The following is a 19,105-nucleotide window of genomic DNA, read 5'->3' as shown; positions in this document are numbered from 1 at the left end:
TATTCGAAATCCCTGATGAGTCGCATCGACACCCTCCTGGCCCGCATGACGCTGCCCGAGAAGCTGGGCCAGCTCACGATGACTGCCTCCAGCTACACGGTCACCGGACCGGTGCTCGCGGGAGACTCCACGCAGTCGATCATCGACGGCACCGTCGGCAACCTGCTGAACATGGTCGGCCCCGGGCCGACGCACGAGATGCAGCGGCTGGCCGTCGAGAAATCGAGACTCGGCATTCCGCTGCTGATCGGCCTGGACATCATCCATGGCCACCGCACGCTCTTCCCGATCCCACTCGCGGAAGCCGGCACCTTCGACGAGGCGCTGTGGGAGCGCACGGCGCGCGAGGCAGCGCGCGAAGGCGCGGCCGACGGCCTGGCGATGACGTTCGCGCCGATGCTCGACGTGTCGCGCGACCCCCGCTGGGGCCGCACCGCCGAAGGCCCCGGCGAAGACCCCTGGCTGAACGCTCGCATCGCGCAGGCCAAGGTGCGCGGCTTCCAGGGCACCGACCTCTCCTCTGCCGAATCGCTGGCGGCCTGCGCGAAGCATTTCGTCGCATACGGCGGCGTGAACGCGGGGCGCGAGTACGCCGCCGTCGACATCTCCGAGCGCACCCTGCACGAGGTGCACCTGCCGGGCTTCGCGGCCGCCGTGCACGCTGGCGTCGCGACGCTGATGCCCGCCTTCACCGATCTCAACGGCGTGCCGATGACGGCGCACATCCCGCTGCTGCGCGACTGGCTGCGCGGCGAGATGGGCTTCGAGGGCGTGATCGTCAGCGACTACAACGCGATCGCGGAACTCATCAAGCACGGCGTCGCCGCCGACCTCGTCGATGCCGCGGTGCTGGCGCTGAAGGCCGGCGTCGACATCGACATGATGGCCGATGCCTACCGCAAGGGCCTGCCCGTCGCCCTCGAGCAGGGCCGCGTGACGATCGAGGAGATCGACGCGAGCGTGCGCCGCGTGCTGCGGCTGAAGGAAGAGCTCGGCCTGTTCGACGACCCCTACCGCCGCGGCTCGACACAGGAGCCCGCCCAGGCCGTCGCCGAGCGACGTGCGGTGGCGCGCGACGCGGCGCGCAAGTCCATCGTCATGCTCAGGAACGAGCGTGACACCCTGCCCTTGCCCGCTGCGGCGAAGACACTTAGCGTCATCGGCCCGCTGGCCGACGCGAACACCGAGATGAAAGGCCCGTGGTGGGGTGCGGGCGAGCACGAGCCGGCCGTCACCGTGCTGGCCGGCCTGCGCGCCGCGCTGCCGCAGGCCGACGTGCGCCACGCGCCGGGTGTCGCCATCGAGAGCGACGACGACAGCGGCATCGAAGCGGCGGCGGCGCTGTGCGATGGCGCCGATGCGGTCGTGCTGTGCCTGGGCGAGCGCGCCACGATGAGCGGCGAGGCCGCCAGCCGCGCGACGCCCGCCCTGCCCGGCCGGCAGCAGGCCCTGGCAGAGGCCGTGATCGCGCGCGCGAAGACGGCGGGCATCCCCGTCATCGCGATCGTGTTCTCCGGGCGCCCGCTCGTCATCCCCTGGCTGGCCGAACACAGCGACGCGCTGCTGGCCGCATGGTTCCTCGGCGTCGAGGCGGGCCATGCGATCGCCGACGTGCTCACGGGCCGGGAGAGCCCCAGCGGCCGCACGCCGATGAGCTGGCCGCGCGCGGTCGGGCAGGTACCGATCTACTTCGGCCAGCGCCCCTCCGGCCGGCCGATGAATCCCGGCGACTACTTCACGAGCAGGTACCAGGACGTCGACAACTCGCCGCTGTATGCCTTCGGCCACGGCCTGGGCTACGGCCGGTTCGGCTACGACGACCTTCAGGTCGAGCCGCGCCGCGTGCAGGCGCAGGACACGCTGAAGATCAGCGTCGCCCTGCGCAACACCGGCGCGCGCGAGGCCGAGGAAACGGTCTTCCTGTTCGCCCGCCGCAAGGTGAGCCGCGTCACCCGGCCGCTCCTGGAGCTCAAGGGCTTTGCGAAGCTGCGATTGAAGCCTGGTGAAGAAAGCCGCGTCGAACTGGCGCTACCCGCGTCCGAACTGCGTTATCTCGGACCCGACCTTGAGCCCTTGTTCGACGAGGGCGAGGTGGAAATTCTGGTGGGACCGAGCGCGGAGCCGTCAGGCCTGCTGCGCCAGAGCATCGAGCTGCGCTGAGTACTCGCAGTCGCGCCGCGCGGCGGGTGCGGAGGCATTGCTGGAGAAAGGCGCCGTAGCTGAGAACCTCTCGCCTCGACCGACGCCCGGGCACGAAGGCGGCCCTGCAGACGCATGTTTCATGTCGACGCCTCGGCTCGATCCAAAGACCGCGGTTCGTGTCTTCGCTTCTCTGAATGGCGAACGACAACAATTCTCTTTTTCAGGCCGGGTTCAAATCGCCCACGATGTTGCGTTGAGCGGCCAGCTTGCCTAAGCTCGCGCCACGCTGCAACGCTGCGCCCTCGGGCAAGCATGACGGCCGATACGTCCCGATGCACCCTCTTCAGGCCGAGGCTTTCCATGTCAAGAAGCATCGAACAAGAACGACACTGGATTTCCCGAGATCGCCGCCAATACCTTGCACTGGCGGCAGTGCTGCTGGCACTGGGCGCATGGCTCGTCTTCTGGTTCGACATGGCCTGAGCACCGGATAAGACGTTCGCCTCCATCTCCACATGCTGCCCCTCCACCTTCGCCGCGTCGTCCGGCATCTCGTCGACCTGCAGGTGGCATGGTGGTGCATCGCTTTCGTGCTGCTCGCAGCGTTGCAGCCGTTCATCGCAGTGCACTTCCGCGAGGACGGCTGGGAAGACGAGCCGGGCTTGCGTATCCGCGCAGCGAGCGCGATCGTGCAGTTCGAACCCGACGAGCGGCCGGAACATGCCAGCAGCAGGGAAACGACCTTGTTCGTCCCCTCCAGTGCAGGCACCGACCTGCCTGACATCCTGCGTCACGGGTTGGAAAGACTGATGGCGATGGTGCTTGCGATGCTGCCGCTCGTGGTGGCACTGCGCAACTTTCCCAGGCTCGCTACGTGTGCGCCCCTCGGCCGGGGCCGCGCTGCGATCCGCGCGCCTCCCCTGTCCTCACCCTGGCGGCGCTCGCCGCCGCGAACCGCCCCGCCTCCGGCGACCTGAAAAGCGCCGTCTCCGCTCAGCGCAGACGGCGGCCGTCTGCTGTCCGCCCAGAGCGCGGGCGGCAGCTCCCAGTCGTTTTTCGGATCCGGAGGTCACACATGATTGACTCGACTCAGGCACGCGCTCGTCTTCAGGGCGCGTCCACACCGCTAGAGGCACGCGAGCGCTCGCATGTCTTCTCTTCCATGCAGTACCGAAGCAGGCGCCCGACACATCGGGCCGACCTTGCGGCGGGCCCACCGTTTGCCGATGGGCATTTCTGAAGGGGAACGCCATGGCATTCAAGAATTCCGAGAGCCGTTACGGCTCGTGGGTGATCGGTCTGCACTGGCTGATGTTGCTGCTGCTCGCGGCCGTGTACGCCTGCATGGAACTGCGCGGACTCGCTCCAAGGGGCAGCGATCTGCGCGCCAGCCTCAAGCCCTTGCACTTTCTGTTGGGGCTGGCCGTGCTCGCGCTCGTCATGCTTCGCTTGATCGTGCGATGGAGTGCGGGAGCGGCACCTGCGATCCGACCGCCAGTGCCGACGTGGCAGGACAGGACCGCACAACTCATGCACCTCGCCCTCTACGTGTTCATGATCGCAACCCCTGTCCTGGGCTGGCTGACGCTGAGCGCGCAAGGCGCACCGATCACGCTGTTCGGCCTGCACGTGCCTGCGCTCGTCGGCGCGGACAAGGCGCTTTCGAGGCAGCTCAAGGACCTGCACGAGGCGCTGGCCACGGCCGGCTACTTCCTGATCGGCCTGCATGCTGCTGCCGCACTCGCGCACCACTACATCACCCGTGACAACACACTCCTGCGAATGCTGCCGGGACGCGCTTCCCGCTGAGAGCAGGAACAGCCGACGCACAACGAGAGACTATGAAGACATTCCACTACCGCGCCCACCCCGAACGCCACCGCACCGAGCATGTCGGCTGGCTGCGCGCCGCCGTGCTCGGTGCCAACGACGGCATCATCTCGACGGCCAGCCTCGTGGCGGGCGTCGCCGCGGCCAACGCCAGCCACGCGAGCATCCTCACCACGGCGGCGGCCGGCCTCGTGGCCGGCGCGATGTCGATGGCCGCGGGCGAGTTCGTGTCGGTGTACTCGCAGGCGGACACCGAACAGGCCGACCTGGAACGCGAGCGCGCCGAACTGGACAAGCAGCCTGAGGCTGAACACCGGGAGCTGACCGCGATCTACATGCGCCGCGGCCTGGACCATCATCTCGCGAGCGATGTCGCCGCTGCGCTCATGGCGCACGACGCGCTCGGCGCGCACGCTCGCGATGAACTTGGCATCTCCGACGCATCCAGTGCCCGCCCGCTGCAGGCTGCACTGGCATCGGCCGCAAGCTTCGCCACGGGCGCGGCGATGCCGCTGGCGGTGGTGGCACTGGCTCCACACGCATCGCTGCTGCCATGGACCGTCTCGACTGCCATGGGCTTCCTTGCACTGCTGGGCGCTGCGGCCGCGAAGATCGGCGGCACCTCCGTGGGCAAGAGCGTCTGGCGGATCGTGTTCTGGGGGACGCTCGCGATGGGTGTCACCGCTGGCGCGGGGCTTCTCTTCGGCGCGTCTGCATGAGGGGCGACGCAAGCCTCGGCAAGGCATGGCGCATGCGACGGAGGATGACTGCGTTTGCAGGCGGATGCAGATTGGGGATGGGTTCTATCAACGGCATTCCCCTTGCGTTCACCCGATGTCGGCTTGCGAATCGACCGACCTCGCATCGGGCCGCCACGAGTGATCGTGCGTCCTGCCGTCTAGGCCAGCGGACCGGGCGTCGCTCTTTCCAATGACGCCGCTTCTCGCTTGTGGTCCGCCATGTTGCGGATCACGTCCATGAACGCCAGCGCGGCCGTGGTGGGCGGCTCGCCCTGCAGCGTGATCAGGCCGAAGTCGGGCATGCGGGTGGGAAGCTCGGTGGCGATGCGCGTCAGCAGTCCGCGCCTCACATACTTTTCCACCAGCGCAGCGGGCTGCAGCGAGAGCATGGTCGTGCTCTGCAACAGCTCCAGCGCGAACAGGAACGATGGCGTCTCGACGATGCCCGAGGTGAGCGACAGGCCGGTGCTGCGGAAGATGTCGTCCGACACCTTGCGCAGCGCGGTGGATGCCGGATACAGGATCCAAGGCCAGTTCGACAGCTCCCTCAGCCCGGGGGCGTTCGGCCCGCGCAACGGATGGTGCACGCCTGCGGTGATCTGCAGCCTTTCACCGGTCAGGTTCTCGTAGTGGAACTGGTCGCGCCGGGATTCGTCGGTGAAGCGGCCGATCATCACGTCGATCTTGCGCTCGGCGAGCCACACGATGAGCTGGTCGCTGCTCTGCTCCAGCACCTTCACCACCAGCAGCGGCCGCAGGCGCTGCAGTTCGGCCACGGCGGCAGTCAGCACGTGCGCCGCACCCGAGATGGCGCCGATCGAGAGATGGCCGTGTCCTCCCTGCTTCAGGGCGCTGAACTCGTCCACGAACTTGCGATAGCCGTCGAGTGCCGAGTGCGCGTACCGCAACGTGAAGAGTCCGAGCTCGTTCGGTTGCATGTCGCGCGGCAGGCGGTCGAACAGGCGCGCCTCCAGCATCTCCTCGATGTCCATCAACACCTTGGTGGCCGCCGGCTGCGTGATGTACATCTGCTCGGCAGTCAGGCGCAGGTTGCGCGTCTTTCCGAGGATGTCGAGGAACTGCAGATGCCGGAAACGCAGACGCGAGACTTGCGCCAGCATCAGGGGTTTACCAGAGGTCTTGCCCGAACTCATCAGCATTTGGAATGGATGCTAGCGAAAAAGTCAGTGGACCGGCAGGGGGCCGTCACCTAGCCTTCGGGTCGGTCAACCAGGGCTCCGCAGAGAGCCGGCGAGTCGCGGCAACTTCGCCGCACCCCGCATATTCCATTCCGGAGACATCATGCAAATCAGATCATCGGGTCTGGCGGCCGCACGGCCGGCCGCATCGAACGGCCCCGCCTTCAGATCGAGGAACACGCGCAGCACGAACCCTCCGATCCTCAGGACCGCCAGGAGGATCGGGACCATGTTCACAAGGCCTCGCATCAAGAGCCTCCTGATTGCGTTGCCGAGCGCACTCGCGATCGCGAACGCCGCTCTGGCGGCCGATCGGCCAACGAATCCCGCCGACTGGCCGGCGCTGAAGGACGTCTACAAGAACCACTTCCTGATCGGAAGCACCAATCTCGACGCGCGCAACTTCGGCGCCGACGTGGTGCCGGGCGAGAACTCGGTCGCTGCCATGACCGTCAAACACTTCAACGTGGTGACGCCCGGCAACGCGATGAAGCCGGAGTTCTGGAACGGGGGAATCAGCAATCCGACCCCGAACTTCCTCACCAACCTGACCTCGGGCATCAACGCCGACATCAGCGCGGCCAATGCGCGCGACGTCAAGGTCACGGGGCACGTGCTGGTCTGGCACAACCAGTCGGCCCAATGGCCCGCCCCCAATGTCCTGACTGCGAACGGCGGATGGGAAACCCCGTGGGACTACGCAACGGCGAAGACGAACCTGGAGTACTACATCCGGACGGTGGCCGGCCATTTCGATCAGGCACCGTTCAAGACCTACGCCTGGGACGTCGTCAACGAGGCGTTCAAGGACAACCCCGACAACCCTGCCGACTGGAGGAACGCGCTGCGAACGGGCTACAGCCCGGAGGAGCGTCCCTCCCGATGGGCCCAGGCCTACGCCAAAGGCGGGAAGAGCTGGGACTACATGTATGACGCCTTCTACGCCGCGCGCCAGAACACGACCGCGATCCTGAACTACAACGACTTCAACGACAACGAGCGAGCCTCGAAGGCCACCGCGATCGCTTCGATGGTCAAGGAGTTCAATGAACGGTACGCCGCCGAATCGGCCGCGGGCAAGGGGCGGGTCCTGCTGGATGCCAAGGGAAATCCGAGGCCGCTGGTCGACGTCATCGGCACGCAGGGGCACTGGGACATGAGGCTCAACCTCGACGCCTTCGAGCGGACCATCAGGACCTATCTCGAGACCGGGGTGAACGTCGACCTGACAGAGCTGGATCTCGCACCGACCCTGGGCCTGGACAAAGGCCAGCGGATCCAGAACGGCCCCGAGATGGATGCCCTGTTCAAGGAGCAGGGCATCCAGTACGCGAAGCTCTTCAGCCTGCTCAAGGAGTACGCCGCCGGACCGGGAGGTCGTCACCCCGAGTACAAGGGCGGCGTGCACCGGGTGACCTGGTGGGGCATGACGGACCCGGGCTATCACACCAACGGATATCCGTGGTCCGGCGTCGGCCAGCCGAAGGAGGCGTACTGGGCCACGACGAACCCCGAGCAGTACCTCATCGATGCGGGCCTGCCGCCGAACGGGGTCACAGCGACCTTCAGCTATGGCGGAGAAAGCTTCAAGGCCCGGACCTGGGGCGGCAAGAACGCCCAGGCGATGCTCGACATCAACGTGCCGGTCGGAACGAAGAACGTCATCTTCACCGCTGCCAACGTCTCGCTGCCCGCGGGGTTTGCCGTCGAGAGCATGAAGTTCAACCCGCCCGACTGCGCCGTGATGCCCGGAAAGCCTTGCCATGTGACGGTGACCGCGCGGGGACCCGCACCGGCAACGGCCTCCGTGGAGAACACGGCGACCTTCGTCCTGTCCTTCGGCAAGATGACCGTCGGGTGGATGGATGCCGCCAACGCCCTGGAGGCACCGTTCTCCTATGCGGATGTTCGCTTCAGCGACGGCGTGACCGCGTTCAAGCAGTACAAGACCTCGTATGGAAGCGACGGGATGGCGAGAGCGTCCGGCGTCGTGGAAACGAAGGCTGTGCCTAGACATGGCCGCGCCACGCTCGTGCTGCAGCCGCAAGACCCGATCGCCGGCCCGTTCGGGCTGAGGTTGCAGAAGGATGCGTCGACGGAGAAAGCCTGGCGACTCGTCACCAGATTCGAGCCCGGCAGGACGTACATGGTCGTGTCCGGCGAGTCGGCTTCCAACGGACAGACGCAGGCCGCTGCTTTGACCAACAGGAGCAAGCCCGCGACCACGGCCTCACCCGAATCGCTGTCGCGCACGCCCGTCGTGCTGCGTGGCGATGTCCTCGTGCCCTTGCGCAATTCGAATGCGCCCGCGAGCGAGCCTGCGCTGGCCCAGGACAACCTCAAGTTCGTCTTCGAGGAGGCGAAGAGCCCTGCCGCAGGACCGTACGCGGTCCAGGAAGGGCACACGATGCAGAGCTTCATCCATGGCACCAACGCCTACCCGCACATCGTCTTCAGAGGCAACGGTGCGACAGGCACCGTCGTGGCAGGTCAGAACTCGCTGATCACGCGGCAGACGAACGGCCAGGAGGGCTCGCAGATAGCCGAAAGAGCGCTGGATCAGGCGGTGTGGTTCAACACGCCCATCGACCCGAAGACCGGCGCGATGAAGATGTTCCTCTACACCGAGAAGGACGGCATCAAGCAGCATCATGTTCTGAAGGAAGTGAACGATGGCGAGACGCCCAACAGGGACGCCGGGAACGCCATCAGCCAGCGGCAGGGCTCCGTCGGCGGGTTCGTCGCCATGCAGGCGGAGAGCCCCACGGAGGGCACGAGCGTCAGGCTCTACGCCTACGACGTCGAGTCCTACGCGCCGGACGACGAACAGCCGCCGACGACGACCCCGCCGACGACGCAGCCTCCCTCCTCGCCGCCACCGGCAATGCCGATCGCCTTTCCGTTCCGCAGGAGCGGCGGATCGCTGGACGCGGGCGACCTCATCCTGGCGCTGGCCGGCCTCGCCGCGCTCGCGGTAGCCCGCCGCCGCCGGCGATAAAGCGGGCGCCGCGGTCGGGCCTCGGCCGCGGCTACATCGCAAGCGCGCCCTCATGGACGGCCTCGACAGCAAGGTGAGCCGGATCTCGATGGAGGGCCGCCGGCTCAGGCCCTCCGCAAGTGCGGCCACGCCCACTGGCAGAGGCATAGCACCAATGCGCACAGCGCGCCGTACAGGTGCGCCTCGACCAGCACGTCGCCGCCGATCAGCGCGCGCTGTGCTTCCAAAGGCGGATGCAGCATCTGCCAGCCGATGCGTGCGATGACGGCAAGCAGGACGATCAAGGCCACGCGATCGCCGCGCCAGGCGCGTGGCGCCAGCACCCAGACGAAGAGCCCGTAGAGCACGCCCGAGAGGCCCGCATAGTTCGTGGCTCGAGGCGATGCGACCACCAGCAGGATTCCCACGCCGAGGGCCAGCACGACGATCGCGATGGCCCAGGCGCGCCAGCCGAGCGTGCCGGCCGCGAACGCGGCGCACAGGGCCAGCCCGCCAGCGTTCATCAGGCAGTGCGCCCAGCCCAGATGCACCACGTGCGCCGAGACAAGGCGCCAAGGCTGACCGCCGAGCACAGCGGCGCGCTCGTAGCGCAGCGCTTCGTACACGGGCTCGCCGCCCGCCTGCAAGGCCAGCATCAGGCAGGCGACGACGATGGGGACGAGCCAGTTGGCGAAGGACCGCTGTGGGAGAGATTGCACGGGGCGCAGCCCAGTCGGGGATTCGGTGAAACCTTGTTGTGGCCGAATTCTGCCCTTGGCCTGCGCCGGCTGCCAGCGCTCCGGTCGAGCGCGGCGAAGCTGGCGCATGGCACCTGCCCCTGCGGGCGTCGACGATGGCCGCGTACGCGGCCCTATTTGCGTGCCAGCGGTATCTGCAGATTGGTCGGCCGGTTCTGCTCGGTGTCGAAGCCTCGGCCGTCCACGTGGCGCGCCCCCCAGAACAGCAGGCCGTGCGAGACGTACACCAGGTCGTATTCCATGAAGTTCTTGCCAGCACTCAGCCCGAAGGGGGCGAAGTTCTTGCCGAAGACGCTCTGCGTCTGCCCCACCTCCCATTTGGCGTAGCCCTGGGCGGCCACCTGGTTGAGCACATCGGCAAAGGCCTGCAGCAGCGGCGTGACCTCGTAAGCCTCGTCGGCCACGAAGTCGACCTTCTGCGCGCCGGGGGCGATGGGGTGCTCGCCCTGCCAGTGCATGTGGCCCCTGATCAGGATCCTCGCCAGCAGCACCTTGCCGTAGGGATCGGCCGAGTTGGCGATGGCCAGCTCGAAACGATCGCCCGCCAACGCCTTGAACTCGCGCTTCAGATAGAAGGGCTTGAGCGTGCCGTCGGGGGCCTTCTGCGCACTGGGACGGATCTCGGGGGCGATGCTGATCCAGTCGCCCGCGATGGCTTGCCTGGTCTGTTCAACGGTCATGGGTGAAGCTCCTGCAAAGGATGAAGGGGAAGTGGAAGGGATCCCACCACAGGCGGCAAGGGCCAGAGCCAGGGGTACGCAGAGGAGAGCATGGCGACGAGCGGGCACGGTGTGTTCCTCGGACCGAAACTATGACGATCGTCATAGTAGCGCCAATTATGATGGTTGTCATATTTTTTGGGAACGGCTCGAACGAGGAAACAACGGCATGGCGGGTGACGTGCGCGACCGCATGGTCGAAGGAGCGATGGCGCTGCTGGCACAGCGCGGCTTGCAGGCCACCTCGTTTTCCGAGGTGATCGCGGCCACGGGAGCGCCGCGCGGATCGCTCTATCACCACTTCCCGGATGGCAAGGACCAGCTCGTGGCCGCGGCCGTCGACCGCGCCGGTGCCGTGCTGGCCGATGCGCTGACCTCCGTCGCAGGCGCCTCGGCCGAGGCAGTGGCCGAGCGTTTCCTCGCGATCTGGCGCGCCGTGCTCACGCGTTCGCAGTGCGAGGCCGGCTGCGCCGTGCTGGCCGTCACGGTGGCCACCGACTCGGCCGAGCTCCTCTCGCATGCCACCGTCGTGTTCCGCGCCTGGCATGGCCTTCTGGCGGACCTGCTGAGAAAGGGAGGCCTCCCGCCGGCACGCGCCCGCTCTCTCGCCATGATGCTGATCGCCTCGGCGGAAGGCGCGGTAGTGCTGAGCCGGGCCGACCAGAGCCTCGAACCCTTCGAGACGGTCGCGCAACAGCTGATGGCCCAGGTGCGCCAGGCGGCCGGTGCAGCTTGACGCTGGCCCACTGATGCCTGGAACCATGGCCAGGAGATGGCCTGCAGATACTGAAAAAGATGGATTGGATCCCCGTAGTCTTCGTTACCTTCAAGGTCCTCGTGTTCGGCGCGGGCATGTTCTTCGCCATCAAGTGGCACTATGAGCGAGGGAGAAAGGGAAAGGAGAAGCAGAGCACTGCTCTACGTGCGGGCAGCAAGGTGGCCGCAGTCTTCGTGCTGTCGCTCCTTGGTATCTCGCTCCTCGCCTTCGGGCTTGGCAAGGTGCTTGGTCTGGACCTGGCCCTCCCATGAAGGCGATGGATGGCCGGCCGATATCCGGATGCGGCAGATACCTGCAGGACCTCATTTCGCGCATGGCGATGCGAGAGAAGGTCATGAACTCCGAAGTGTGGAATCAACCGACCCTCACGACAAGGTCCATTGCCACTCCGTATTGAATCGAATCGGGACGCTGAAATCGATTCCTGCGCTTCAAGCCGGGCTTGAATCGAGCAAAAGGGACGTGAAGCTTTGCGCGAAAGCCGCCATCCAAGAAATCATGCGGCGTTCTGCCTCACCCGCATCCTGAATGGCTGCTACAGACTGGCGGCAATGCGTCTTATGGGCCGACAACGGAAGCCCGGCCACCCTCAAGCCGTCCTCCCCGGCAGGCAATCCCACTTCAACTCTTGCCAGCAACCAACCCCTTCACCCCACGCCTCCCCTCCCGAACCCAAACAACCACCCCCGAGATCAGAAAATACACCGCCCCCACTGCCGCATAGCCGGCAACCGTCTGCAGCACAGGTGCGCTCCCGCCCTGCTGCGCGACGAAGAAACCGCCGGCCAGCGCGGACTGCGCGCCGCTCAGCATCATCACCCACTGTCCGCCGCTGTCCTTGCGGCGGCGGATGGCGGTGGCGAGCTGGAGCAGGCCCGAGGCGATGGCCCAGGTGCCGAAGATCGCGAGGACGATCTGCAGGTTCATCGCGAGCGAGGCTGCAATCGCGAGCGTGACGAGGGCGCTGATCCAGATGTTGAAGAGCTGGGTTAGGTTGGCCTTCGCGCCGCCGGACATCCTGACGTCGAGCAGGTTCGCGAGGGCGTCCCACGCGGGGTAGGCGATCAGCAGCACCGCCGCCAATGCGGGCGACTGTTTCGCGAGGGTGAAGACCGCCGCGACCCACGCGAATGAGAAGGCGGCACGGACGAGGTAGTACTTGCGCAGCCAGGCGGCTTGCTGGGATTCGGTTTTCATGGCGTCGGTGTATGGCGGTTGTGGCGGAACGGCTGCAGGAGCCACGGATCGAAGGATTGCCGCTCGTCGAGAAAAGGAGCGAGCGGCACGGATGCGACGATTCTTCCGCGTCGTCGCCGCACGCGGTATCCGTCGGATGACCGACACGGGTCCATGAACTGTGCGATGCTGCGTCCCTGTCTGCCTGCGCCCGCAGCTACCCACTTCCCATGCCCGACGACACGACGACCATCACCGTTTTCGACGCGGTCCGCGCGCTGGCCTTCATCGGTGACCTGAGCATGGGCCAGCCGACCGACCATTCGCTGCGCACGGCCTGGCTTGCCGGGAAGATCGCGGAAGAAGCCGGCTGCGACGCTGACCAGATCGAGGCGGTGCGGCATGTCGCGCTGCTGCGCTGGTCGGGCTGCACCGCCAATGCCCAGGAGTTCGCCGACTTCCTCGAAGACGACGTGCAGGGCCGGCGCGCCCTGCTCGCGTCGCCGGCACCGCGCGTGCGCCAGCCGCCCATCGGCGGCCCGGTGCCCGACGCGGTACTGGCCATGGCGGACATCCACTGCGAGATCGCGGGCGACATCGCGAACACGCTGGGGTTGAGCCGCGAGACCGAAGCAGCCTTGCGCGCGGTATTCGAGGCGTACGACGGCAGCGGCATTCCCGGCGTGCTGCAAGGCAACGAGGTTCCGCTCGCGACCTATGTGGTGGCGCTGGCGAGCGATCTCGAAATCTTCGGCCGGCTCTATGGCATCGACGAGGCGCTCACGATCTCGCGCGGGCGTGCGGACAGCCTCTACCCGGCCTTGCTCGTCGACGCGAGCGCGCCCCATGCCGCTGCATGGATGAAGGAGCTGGATGCCCCCGTCGCGCCATGGGCCGAGCCCACCGAGCAGCCTGCCTCGATGCTCCGGCGCATGGGCCTGGAACTGGTCGGCGACGTGATCGACCTCAAGCTGCCCTGGATGACGGGCTACTCGCGCAGCGTGGCCCGGCTGGCGCGCGACTGTGCCGCGCAGCTCGGACTGGACGAGGCGGCGTGCCATCGCACCTACAAGGCCGGACTGATCCATGGCATCGGGCGCGCTGCGGTTCCCAATGCCGTATGGAATGCGCCCGAGCCGCTGCCGGCCTCGTCGCTGGAGCGCGTGCGGCTCGTGCCGTACTGGACTTCCCGCGCGGCAGGGCAGATCGCCGGCCTGGTGGCGGAGGCTGAGATCGCGTCCTTCGCCTTCGAGCGGCGCGACGGGTCGGGCTACTTCCGCGGCCGCTCGGGTTCGACGATGCCGCTGGAGGGGCAGATCGTCGCGGCGGCGCAGCAGTGGCAATCGCACCGCACCCGCCGCCCGTGGCGGGAAGAGTTCACTCAGACGCAGGCGCTCGACCGCATGCAGGAAGATGCCGCGGCAGGCCGCTTCGACGCGGAAGTCGTCACCGCGCTGCTCGCATGCGCGATGCCGGGCACGTCGCCGAAGCCAGCCGTGCAGGCGCAAGGCGATGCCTCCCTCTCACAGCGGGAGCTGGAGGTGCTGCGCTGCATCAGCCAGGGCCACAACACGAAGGAAGTCGCTCGCGTGCTCGGCATCAGCCCGAGCACGGTGCGCACCCATGTCGAGCGCCTGTTCCAGAAGCTCGGATGCACGACCCGCGCGGCCGCGACGCTGAAGGCCGCGACCCGGGGGCTCATCTAGCGGCCACGGCGGCGCGCAATGAACGCAGCGTGCCCTCGGCCGCCTCGATGCGCCGGCGCAGTTCTTCGTTGACGACGCGCACCAGCGCACTGAGTTCGGAGCGGCTGGAGCAGACCTCCTCCGCATCGTTCACGCGCTGGGGGCCGATGAGCCTTTCGAGGCCGGCGTAGGCGTGCCGCACCTCGTGCAGGCTCTAGACGTCGTCGCAGGCCTGCAGCGCAAGCGATTCGGCGCCGGCGGCTTCGGAAGGAGAAGTTTCGGGAAACGAAGAGACACGCGCGGACGCGCGAGCAGTGGATTCAGCCATCGGTGGCCTCCAAGAGGTGCGGTTTGCGGAAACCGCCGCTCTCGAGACCAATCGAGGGCGGCAGCTCGACGGGTTGGTCTCCGGGCACCTCTTGCGAGAACCGGCCGGGCTTGCGCCCGCCCGTCGAGCCGCCAAAAACTGGGAGCACGAATGGCAAAGCCGCAGACCCGGCGAGGGTAGCTACGGCTTGCTTTGCAGAGGTGACTCGGGAGACCAATCCCGACCACGCCGTTTTCCGGCGTGACCCGCGCAGTATAGCCACGCGAACACGCCCCTCCTGGAGCCCATGGCGGCGATGCCCCTACACCCGACGGCCTCATCCCGGAAGCTGGAACAATCCGGCCACCATGGACGGCCTCGACCTCATCAAAACATTTCGCGAAGTCGCCTTCCGCCGCAGCTTCTCCCGCGCGGCGATCTCGCTGGGCATGTCCAAGGCCACCGTGAGCCGCTACGTGGCCGAGCTCGAAACCCGCAGCGGCGTGCGGCTGCTCAATCGTTCCACCCGCGCCCTGAGCCTCACGGACGCGGGCCAGGTGCTGCTGGAGCGCAGTACCGAGCTGGTGACGATGGCCGAGAACACGCTCAACGACCTCCAGGCGCACGGCGCCCACCCGCGCGGGCGCCTGCGCATGAGCGCGCCGCACGGGCTCATCGCCGGCTGGCTATCGGACGTGATCGCGGGCTTCATCAAGCGCTACCCCGACGTGTATGTGAGCCTGGTGTTCACCAACGACGACCTCGACCTGATCGAGGAAGGCATCGACATCCACCTGACCGGCGGGCGCATCGACGACATGAACTTGATCGTGCGCCGCCTCGTGCAGTTCGACATGGTGGTGTGCGCGGCGCCTTCCTACTGGGCGCAGCGCGGCATGCCCCAGGTGCCCGAGGATCTGAGCCGCCACGACGTGCTGAGCTTCTCGGCCAAGCAGACGACCAACCTGCCCTTCGAGACCGATGGCGAGACTCACGAGGTTCAGGTGCACAGCCGCATGGAGGCCAACGACGCCGTCGCGCTGATCGAACTGGCGCTTCGCGGCGTGGGCGTGGCCTATGTGCCTGAGCCTCTGGCGCAGTCACACCTGGAGCGCGGGGCGCTGGTGCCGGTGCTGCGCGAGCACATGCCGCGCGAGCACTGGCTGTACGCGGCCTACTCGCAGCGCCGCCACAACAGCGCCGCGATGCGCGCGATGCTCGACTATCTCGAACAGTCGATGGATGCGCTCACCGAAGGCCCTGCCCTGCCACCGCCGGTGCCCGTGACGGTGGCGCCGCCGCCACCGGTCACATGCGCCCTTTCCAAGGCACAAGCCGGCGTTCGAGCCACCGCATCAGCAGGTCGAAAAGATAAGCCACCACCCCGATGACGATGATGCCCATGATCACGATGTCGGTGCGCAGGAAGTTCGACGCGTTCAGCACCATCTGACCCAGCCCCATGTTGGCCGCCACCATCTCGGCGGCCACCAGCGTGGTCCAGCCGAAGCCGATGGCGATGCGCATGCCCACCAGGATGTCGGGCAGCGCCGAGGGCAGGATCACGTGGCGAATCACCTGCATGTAGCTCGCCCCCATCGAATAAGCCGCGTTGATCTGCTCCTGCGACGCACTGCGCATGCCCGAGCGCGCAGCCAGCGCCAGCGGCGCGAAGCAGCTCAGGAAGATCAGCAGCACCTTCGGCAGCTCGTCGATGCCGAACCAGATGATGATGAGCGGCAGGTAGGCCAGCGGGGGAAGCGGCCGGTAGAACTCCAGCGGCGGATCGAAGATGCCGCGCCAGAAGCGGCTCATGCCCATCGCGATGCCCACCGGAATGGCCGTGACGCAGGCCAGCAGGAAGGCCGAGAACACGCGGAACATGCTCGCCAGGAAGTGCTGCCACAGCGGCTTGTCGTTGGCCTGGCCGGTGAGGTATTCGTAGAACTGCTGGAACACCGCCTGCGGCGTCGGCAGGAACAGCGGCTTCACCCAGCCCATGTTCGTGACGAGGAACCACAGCGCCACCAGCGCGATCACCGTGACGATGCTGATCGTCAGGCTGGAGCCCTCGCCCGGCACCTTGAAGGAGCTGGTCTTGAGCTTGGCGCCCGCTGCCGGCGGTGTTGCAGGCGCCGGCGATGCGGTGGGCTTGGAGGGTGTTGGCGTCATGGCGACGGGGGATGCGATCGACACCTCAGACATGAGCGGCCTCGCGATGATGAATGATCGAGAGCACCTCTTCACGCATGCGGATGAAATCGGGCTCCGACTTCACCTTGCGCGAATCGCCGTGCGAGAGGTACTGGCGCGAGAAGGGCACGTCGTCGTAGACGTGCGAGATGCGTCCCGGGCTCGGGCTCATCACGATCAGCCGGGTGGCCAGGAACAGCGCCTCCTCCACCGAGTGGGTGATGAAGAACACCATCTTGTTCGACTTGGACCAGGCCTGCAGAAGAATCTCCTGCACCTGCTCGCGCGTGAACGCATCGAGCGCGCCCATGGGCTCGTCCATCAGCAGCACGGCCGGGTCGCTCGCCAGCGCACGCGCGATGCCCACGCGCTGCTGCATGCCGCCCGAGAGCTCGTACACCGCGCGGTCGGCATACTTCTGCAGGCCGACGAGGCCGAGCTTTTCTTCCGCGATGCGGTCGCGCTCGGCCTTGCCCATGCCGCCGAGCCGCAAGCCCAGCGCCACGTTGTCGCGCACGTTGAGCCAGGGCATCAGCGCGTGCTTCTGGAACACCACACCGCGGTCGGCGCCGGGGCCTGTTACCGGCTTGCCGTCGAGCAGGATCTCGCCGGTCGATGGCGGCAGGAAGCCCGCGATGCTGTTGAGCAGCGTGGTCTTGCCGCAGCCCGAGGCGCCGAGCGCGACGACGAAGTCGCCGTCGTGCATGGTGAGGTTCACCGGCGCCAGCGCTTGGAGCGTGCCGCCCTTGACTGCGTAGTTGACCGTCAGGTCGCGAATGTCGAGCGTGGGCATGTGGTGCCGCCCCGGTTCACTTGCCCATGGCCTTTTCGACGTACGCCGTCGTCACGTACGCGCTGTAGTCGGGCTTCACCTCCTGCACCCGCCCCTGCTCCTTCAGGAAGGCGGCCGTGTTCGCCATCGCCTTGGCCGCGCCGCCGCCGAGCCATGTGGGCGAGACCTGCTCGGCCATGGTCGGGAACGAATAGAGCGCCATCGCAGGGCCCACGTCCTTCGGGTCGGCTTTCGTCCACTTGGCCATCGCCTTGGTCTGCGGCGAATCGGGCGTCCAGCTCTTGCCGGTGGCCTTGTATTCCTCGTTCGCGCGGTTGAGCGCCTTCACGAAGGCGACCATGAAGGCCTCGTTGGCAGCCGCCCACTTGGCATTGACCACGATGCCTTCGAACGTGGGCGCGCCGCGCGCGCCGATACTGCCCGAGGTGGCGATGGTCTTGCCCGTGGACTTGATCTTGGAGAGCACCGGGTCCCAGATGAAAGTGGCGTCGATGTCGCCACGCTCCCACGCCGCTGCGATCTCCGGCGGACGCATGTTCATCACGTTCACGCTCCTGGCGTCGACCCCGTCCATCTTCATGCCGGCCATGAGCTGGTAGTGCGCGGTCGACACGAAGGGCGTCGCCACCTTCTTGCCGGCCAGGTCCTTCATGCTGTTGATGCCCGAGGCGTTGCGGGCGACGAGCGCCTCGGCGTTCGCGATGTCGGCCGAGATCCAGAACAGCTTGATGTCCTGCCCCTGGCTGGCCGCGGCCGTCAGCGGGCTGGAGCCGGTTTCACCCATCTGCACGTCGCCTGAAGCCATCGCGCGGATCACGTCGCCGCCGCCTGCGAACATGCGCCAGTTGATCTTGTAGCCGGTGGCTTTCTCGACCTCGCCGGATTCCATGACGAGGCGCAGGGGGACAAGCATGTCCTGGTGGGCGAAGGTGACTTCCTTGGCCTGCTGGGCGGAAGCCGTGCCGCACAGGGCTGCGAGGGTGGTTGCCAGGACGGCGAACTGGAGGAGGAGACGGCGGGACATGGTCATCTGGGTGCTCCGGTGGGTGAATCTCGCCGGACTTTGCACCCATCGGGAGCAGCCAGGAAGTACCAGCGACTGTGTCGGCATGGAGCCAGTCGGTGAGTGAATACCCTTGTTGTGGTGCGTTCTGCACGGGGGAGGTGCACTTTGGAATCTGGCTGAGGTTGAGGGTTTGCTTCCCGAGGCCGGGTCTCGGCCCGGCGGCCGACCTACTTTTCTTTGCTTCGCCAAAGAAACGTAGGCAAAAGAAAGGCGACCCTACTGTCTGCGTCCCTCCGCTTCGCTACGGGCAACCTGCGGTGCTCGACGTAGGAGGGGGTCCGCAGAACTCGCTTCGCTCAAACAGCTGCGGCCCTTATCCCTCCTACGCCTGCGCTCCTCGGCGCAGCCAGAAGGGAGCGATCCGCGCCATCGCTTCGCTCGGCTACTGAATCGCCTGGACTGGCCTTCGCTTCGCTCGGCCGCGGATATGGGTCAAGAACTCATCCGCATGCACTTCGCCCACCGCACCCCTGACACGACACGCAGGTCCAACGACCTCACGGCCCCAACGTCCCCACCGCCTCATTCCAAGCCCAGCAAAGGCCCGTACGTCTCCCCTCCCCTCTGGCTGCGCCGAGAAGCGCAGCGTTTCGCGGATCAGGGCTCGCCCTTGTTTGAGCGAAGCGAGTTTGGGCGAGACCCCGCGAAATGCGAGCACCGCAGGTTGCCCCGTAGCGCAGCGAAGGGGTCGCAGACAGTGGGGTCGCCTTTCTTTTGCCTACGTTTCTTTGGCGAAGCAAAT

At 66.8% G+C, this 19,105-nt stretch carries 18 protein-coding genes; 10 read left to right on the top strand and 8 right to left on the bottom strand.

What is annotated here, in order from left to right; all coding sequences use genetic code 11:
• Positions 1–15 precede the first annotated feature (15 nt).
• From G369_RS0116880 to G369_RS0116865, 5 genes are all read left to right on the top strand, one after another.
• Entirely contained in the window at positions 16–2,160 is a 2,145-nt protein-coding gene (locus G369_RS0116880; protein ID WP_019655196.1) for a glycoside hydrolase family 3 N-terminal domain-containing protein, read from the top strand.
• Between the two features lie 342 nt (positions 2,161–2,502).
• Entirely contained in the window at positions 2,503–2,625 is a 123-nt protein-coding gene (locus tag G369_RS39720; RefSeq protein ID WP_279615605.1) for a hypothetical protein, read from the top strand.
• Between the two features lie 32 nt (positions 2,626–2,657).
• A complete protein-coding gene (locus G369_RS0116875; RefSeq protein ID WP_019655195.1) occupies positions 2,658–3,119 on the top strand; it encodes a hypothetical protein in 462 nt (153 codons plus the stop codon).
• Between the two features lie 274 nt (positions 3,120–3,393).
• A complete protein-coding gene (locus tag G369_RS0116870; protein WP_019655194.1) occupies positions 3,394–3,951 on the top strand; it encodes a cytochrome b in 558 nt (185 codons plus the stop codon).
• Between the two features lie 32 nt (positions 3,952–3,983).
• A complete protein-coding gene (locus tag G369_RS0116865; RefSeq protein WP_019655193.1) occupies positions 3,984–4,691 on the top strand; it encodes a VIT1/CCC1 transporter family protein in 708 nt (235 codons plus the stop codon).
• A 179-nt stretch (positions 4,692–4,870) separates the two neighbouring features.
• Here the strand turns inward: G369_RS0116865 and G369_RS35905 are convergent, their stop codons facing one another.
• The gene (locus G369_RS35905; protein ID WP_019655192.1) at positions 4,871–5,833 is read right to left on the bottom strand and encodes a LysR family transcriptional regulator; all 963 of its coding nucleotides are present in this window, start codon (positions 5,831–5,833) and stop codon (positions 4,871–4,873) included.
• Between the two features lie 307 nt (positions 5,834–6,140).
• Between G369_RS35905 and G369_RS0116850 the strand changes: the two genes are divergently transcribed.
• On the top strand, positions 6,141–8,909 hold the full coding sequence (locus G369_RS0116850; protein ID WP_019655190.1) for an endo-1,4-beta-xylanase: 2,769 nt from the start codon (positions 6,141–6,143) through the stop codon (positions 8,907–8,909).
• 104 nt (positions 8,910–9,013) lie between these two features.
• On the opposite strand, the gene rrtA is transcribed toward G369_RS0116850, so the two are convergent.
• Positions 9,014–9,607: a rhombosortase gene (gene rrtA / locus G369_RS35900; protein WP_020723112.1), complete on the bottom strand. Its 594-nt coding sequence runs from the start codon at positions 9,605–9,607 to the stop codon at positions 9,014–9,016.
• 152 nt (positions 9,608–9,759) lie between these two features.
• Positions 9,760–10,326 (bottom strand): hypothetical protein, encoded by a 567-nt coding sequence (locus tag G369_RS0116840; protein ID WP_019655188.1) that lies wholly within the window; start codon positions 10,324–10,326, stop codon positions 9,760–9,762.
• A 208-nt stretch (positions 10,327–10,534) separates the two neighbouring features.
• Between G369_RS0116840 and G369_RS0116835 the strand changes: the two genes are divergently transcribed.
• The gene (locus tag G369_RS0116835) at positions 10,535–11,101 is read left to right on the top strand and encodes a TetR/AcrR family transcriptional regulator (RefSeq protein ID WP_019655187.1); all 567 of its coding nucleotides are present in this window, start codon (positions 10,535–10,537) and stop codon (positions 11,099–11,101) included.
• Between the two features lie 59 nt (positions 11,102–11,160).
• Positions 11,161–11,394, top strand: coding sequence for a hypothetical protein (locus G369_RS0116830; protein ID WP_019655186.1), 234 nt, complete (start codon positions 11,161–11,163; stop codon positions 11,392–11,394).
• A 370-nt stretch (positions 11,395–11,764) separates the two neighbouring features.
• Here the strand turns inward: G369_RS0116830 and G369_RS0116825 are convergent, their stop codons facing one another.
• The gene (locus tag G369_RS0116825; RefSeq protein WP_019655185.1) at positions 11,765–12,340 is read right to left on the bottom strand and encodes a DUF308 domain-containing protein; all 576 of its coding nucleotides are present in this window, start codon (positions 12,338–12,340) and stop codon (positions 11,765–11,767) included.
• A gap of 209 nt (positions 12,341–12,549) precedes the next feature.
• Between G369_RS0116825 and G369_RS0116820 the strand changes: the two genes are divergently transcribed.
• Positions 12,550–14,025 carry an HD domain-containing phosphohydrolase gene (locus G369_RS0116820; RefSeq protein WP_019655184.1) on the top strand — a complete coding sequence of 492 codons (1,476 nt, stop codon included), beginning with the start codon at positions 12,550–12,552 and terminating at the stop codon, positions 14,023–14,025.
• On the opposite strand, the gene G369_RS39455 is transcribed toward G369_RS0116820, so the two are convergent.
• Positions 14,018–14,206 (bottom strand): hypothetical protein, encoded by a 189-nt coding sequence (locus tag G369_RS39455; RefSeq protein WP_019655183.1) that lies wholly within the window; start codon positions 14,204–14,206, stop codon positions 14,018–14,020. The genes G369_RS0116820 and G369_RS39455 overlap by 8 nt on opposite strands.
• Before the next feature lie 473 nt (positions 14,207–14,679).
• Between G369_RS39455 and G369_RS0116810 the strand changes: the two genes are divergently transcribed.
• Entirely contained in the window at positions 14,680–15,702 is a 1,023-nt protein-coding gene (locus tag G369_RS0116810) for a LysR family transcriptional regulator (protein ID WP_019655182.1), read from the top strand.
• Here the strand turns inward: G369_RS0116810 and G369_RS0116805 are convergent.
• From G369_RS0116805 to tauA, 3 genes are read right to left on the bottom strand one after another with little or no spacing between them, the layout of a single operon-like run.
• A complete protein-coding gene (locus tag G369_RS0116805) occupies positions 15,620–16,516 on the bottom strand; it encodes an ABC transporter permease subunit (protein ID WP_019655181.1) in 897 nt (298 codons plus the stop codon). The two genes, G369_RS0116810 and G369_RS0116805, sit on opposite strands and share 83 nt — an antisense overlap.
• Positions 16,509–17,297, bottom strand: a complete 789-nt coding sequence (locus G369_RS0116800) for a taurine ABC transporter ATP-binding protein (RefSeq protein ID WP_019655180.1) — start codon at positions 17,295–17,297, stop codon at positions 16,509–16,511. Before G369_RS0116800 ends, G369_RS0116805 begins: the two co-directional genes overlap by 8 nt.
• 16 nt (positions 17,298–17,313) lie before the next feature.
• Positions 17,314–18,327: a taurine ABC transporter substrate-binding protein gene (gene tauA, locus G369_RS0116795; RefSeq protein WP_019655179.1), complete on the bottom strand. Its 1,014-nt coding sequence runs from the start codon at positions 18,325–18,327 to the stop codon at positions 17,314–17,316.
• Between the last annotated feature and the right edge of the window lie 778 nt (positions 18,328–19,105).

The sequence above is a fragment of the Variovorax atrisoli 110B genome (assembly GCF_000382045.1).
Classification (GTDB): Bacteria; Pseudomonadota; Gammaproteobacteria; order Burkholderiales; family Burkholderiaceae_C; genus Variovorax; species Variovorax atrisoli.
The sequence above is the reverse complement of the archived record's forward strand: the minus strand, read 5'-3'. Positions and strand labels throughout refer to the sequence as shown.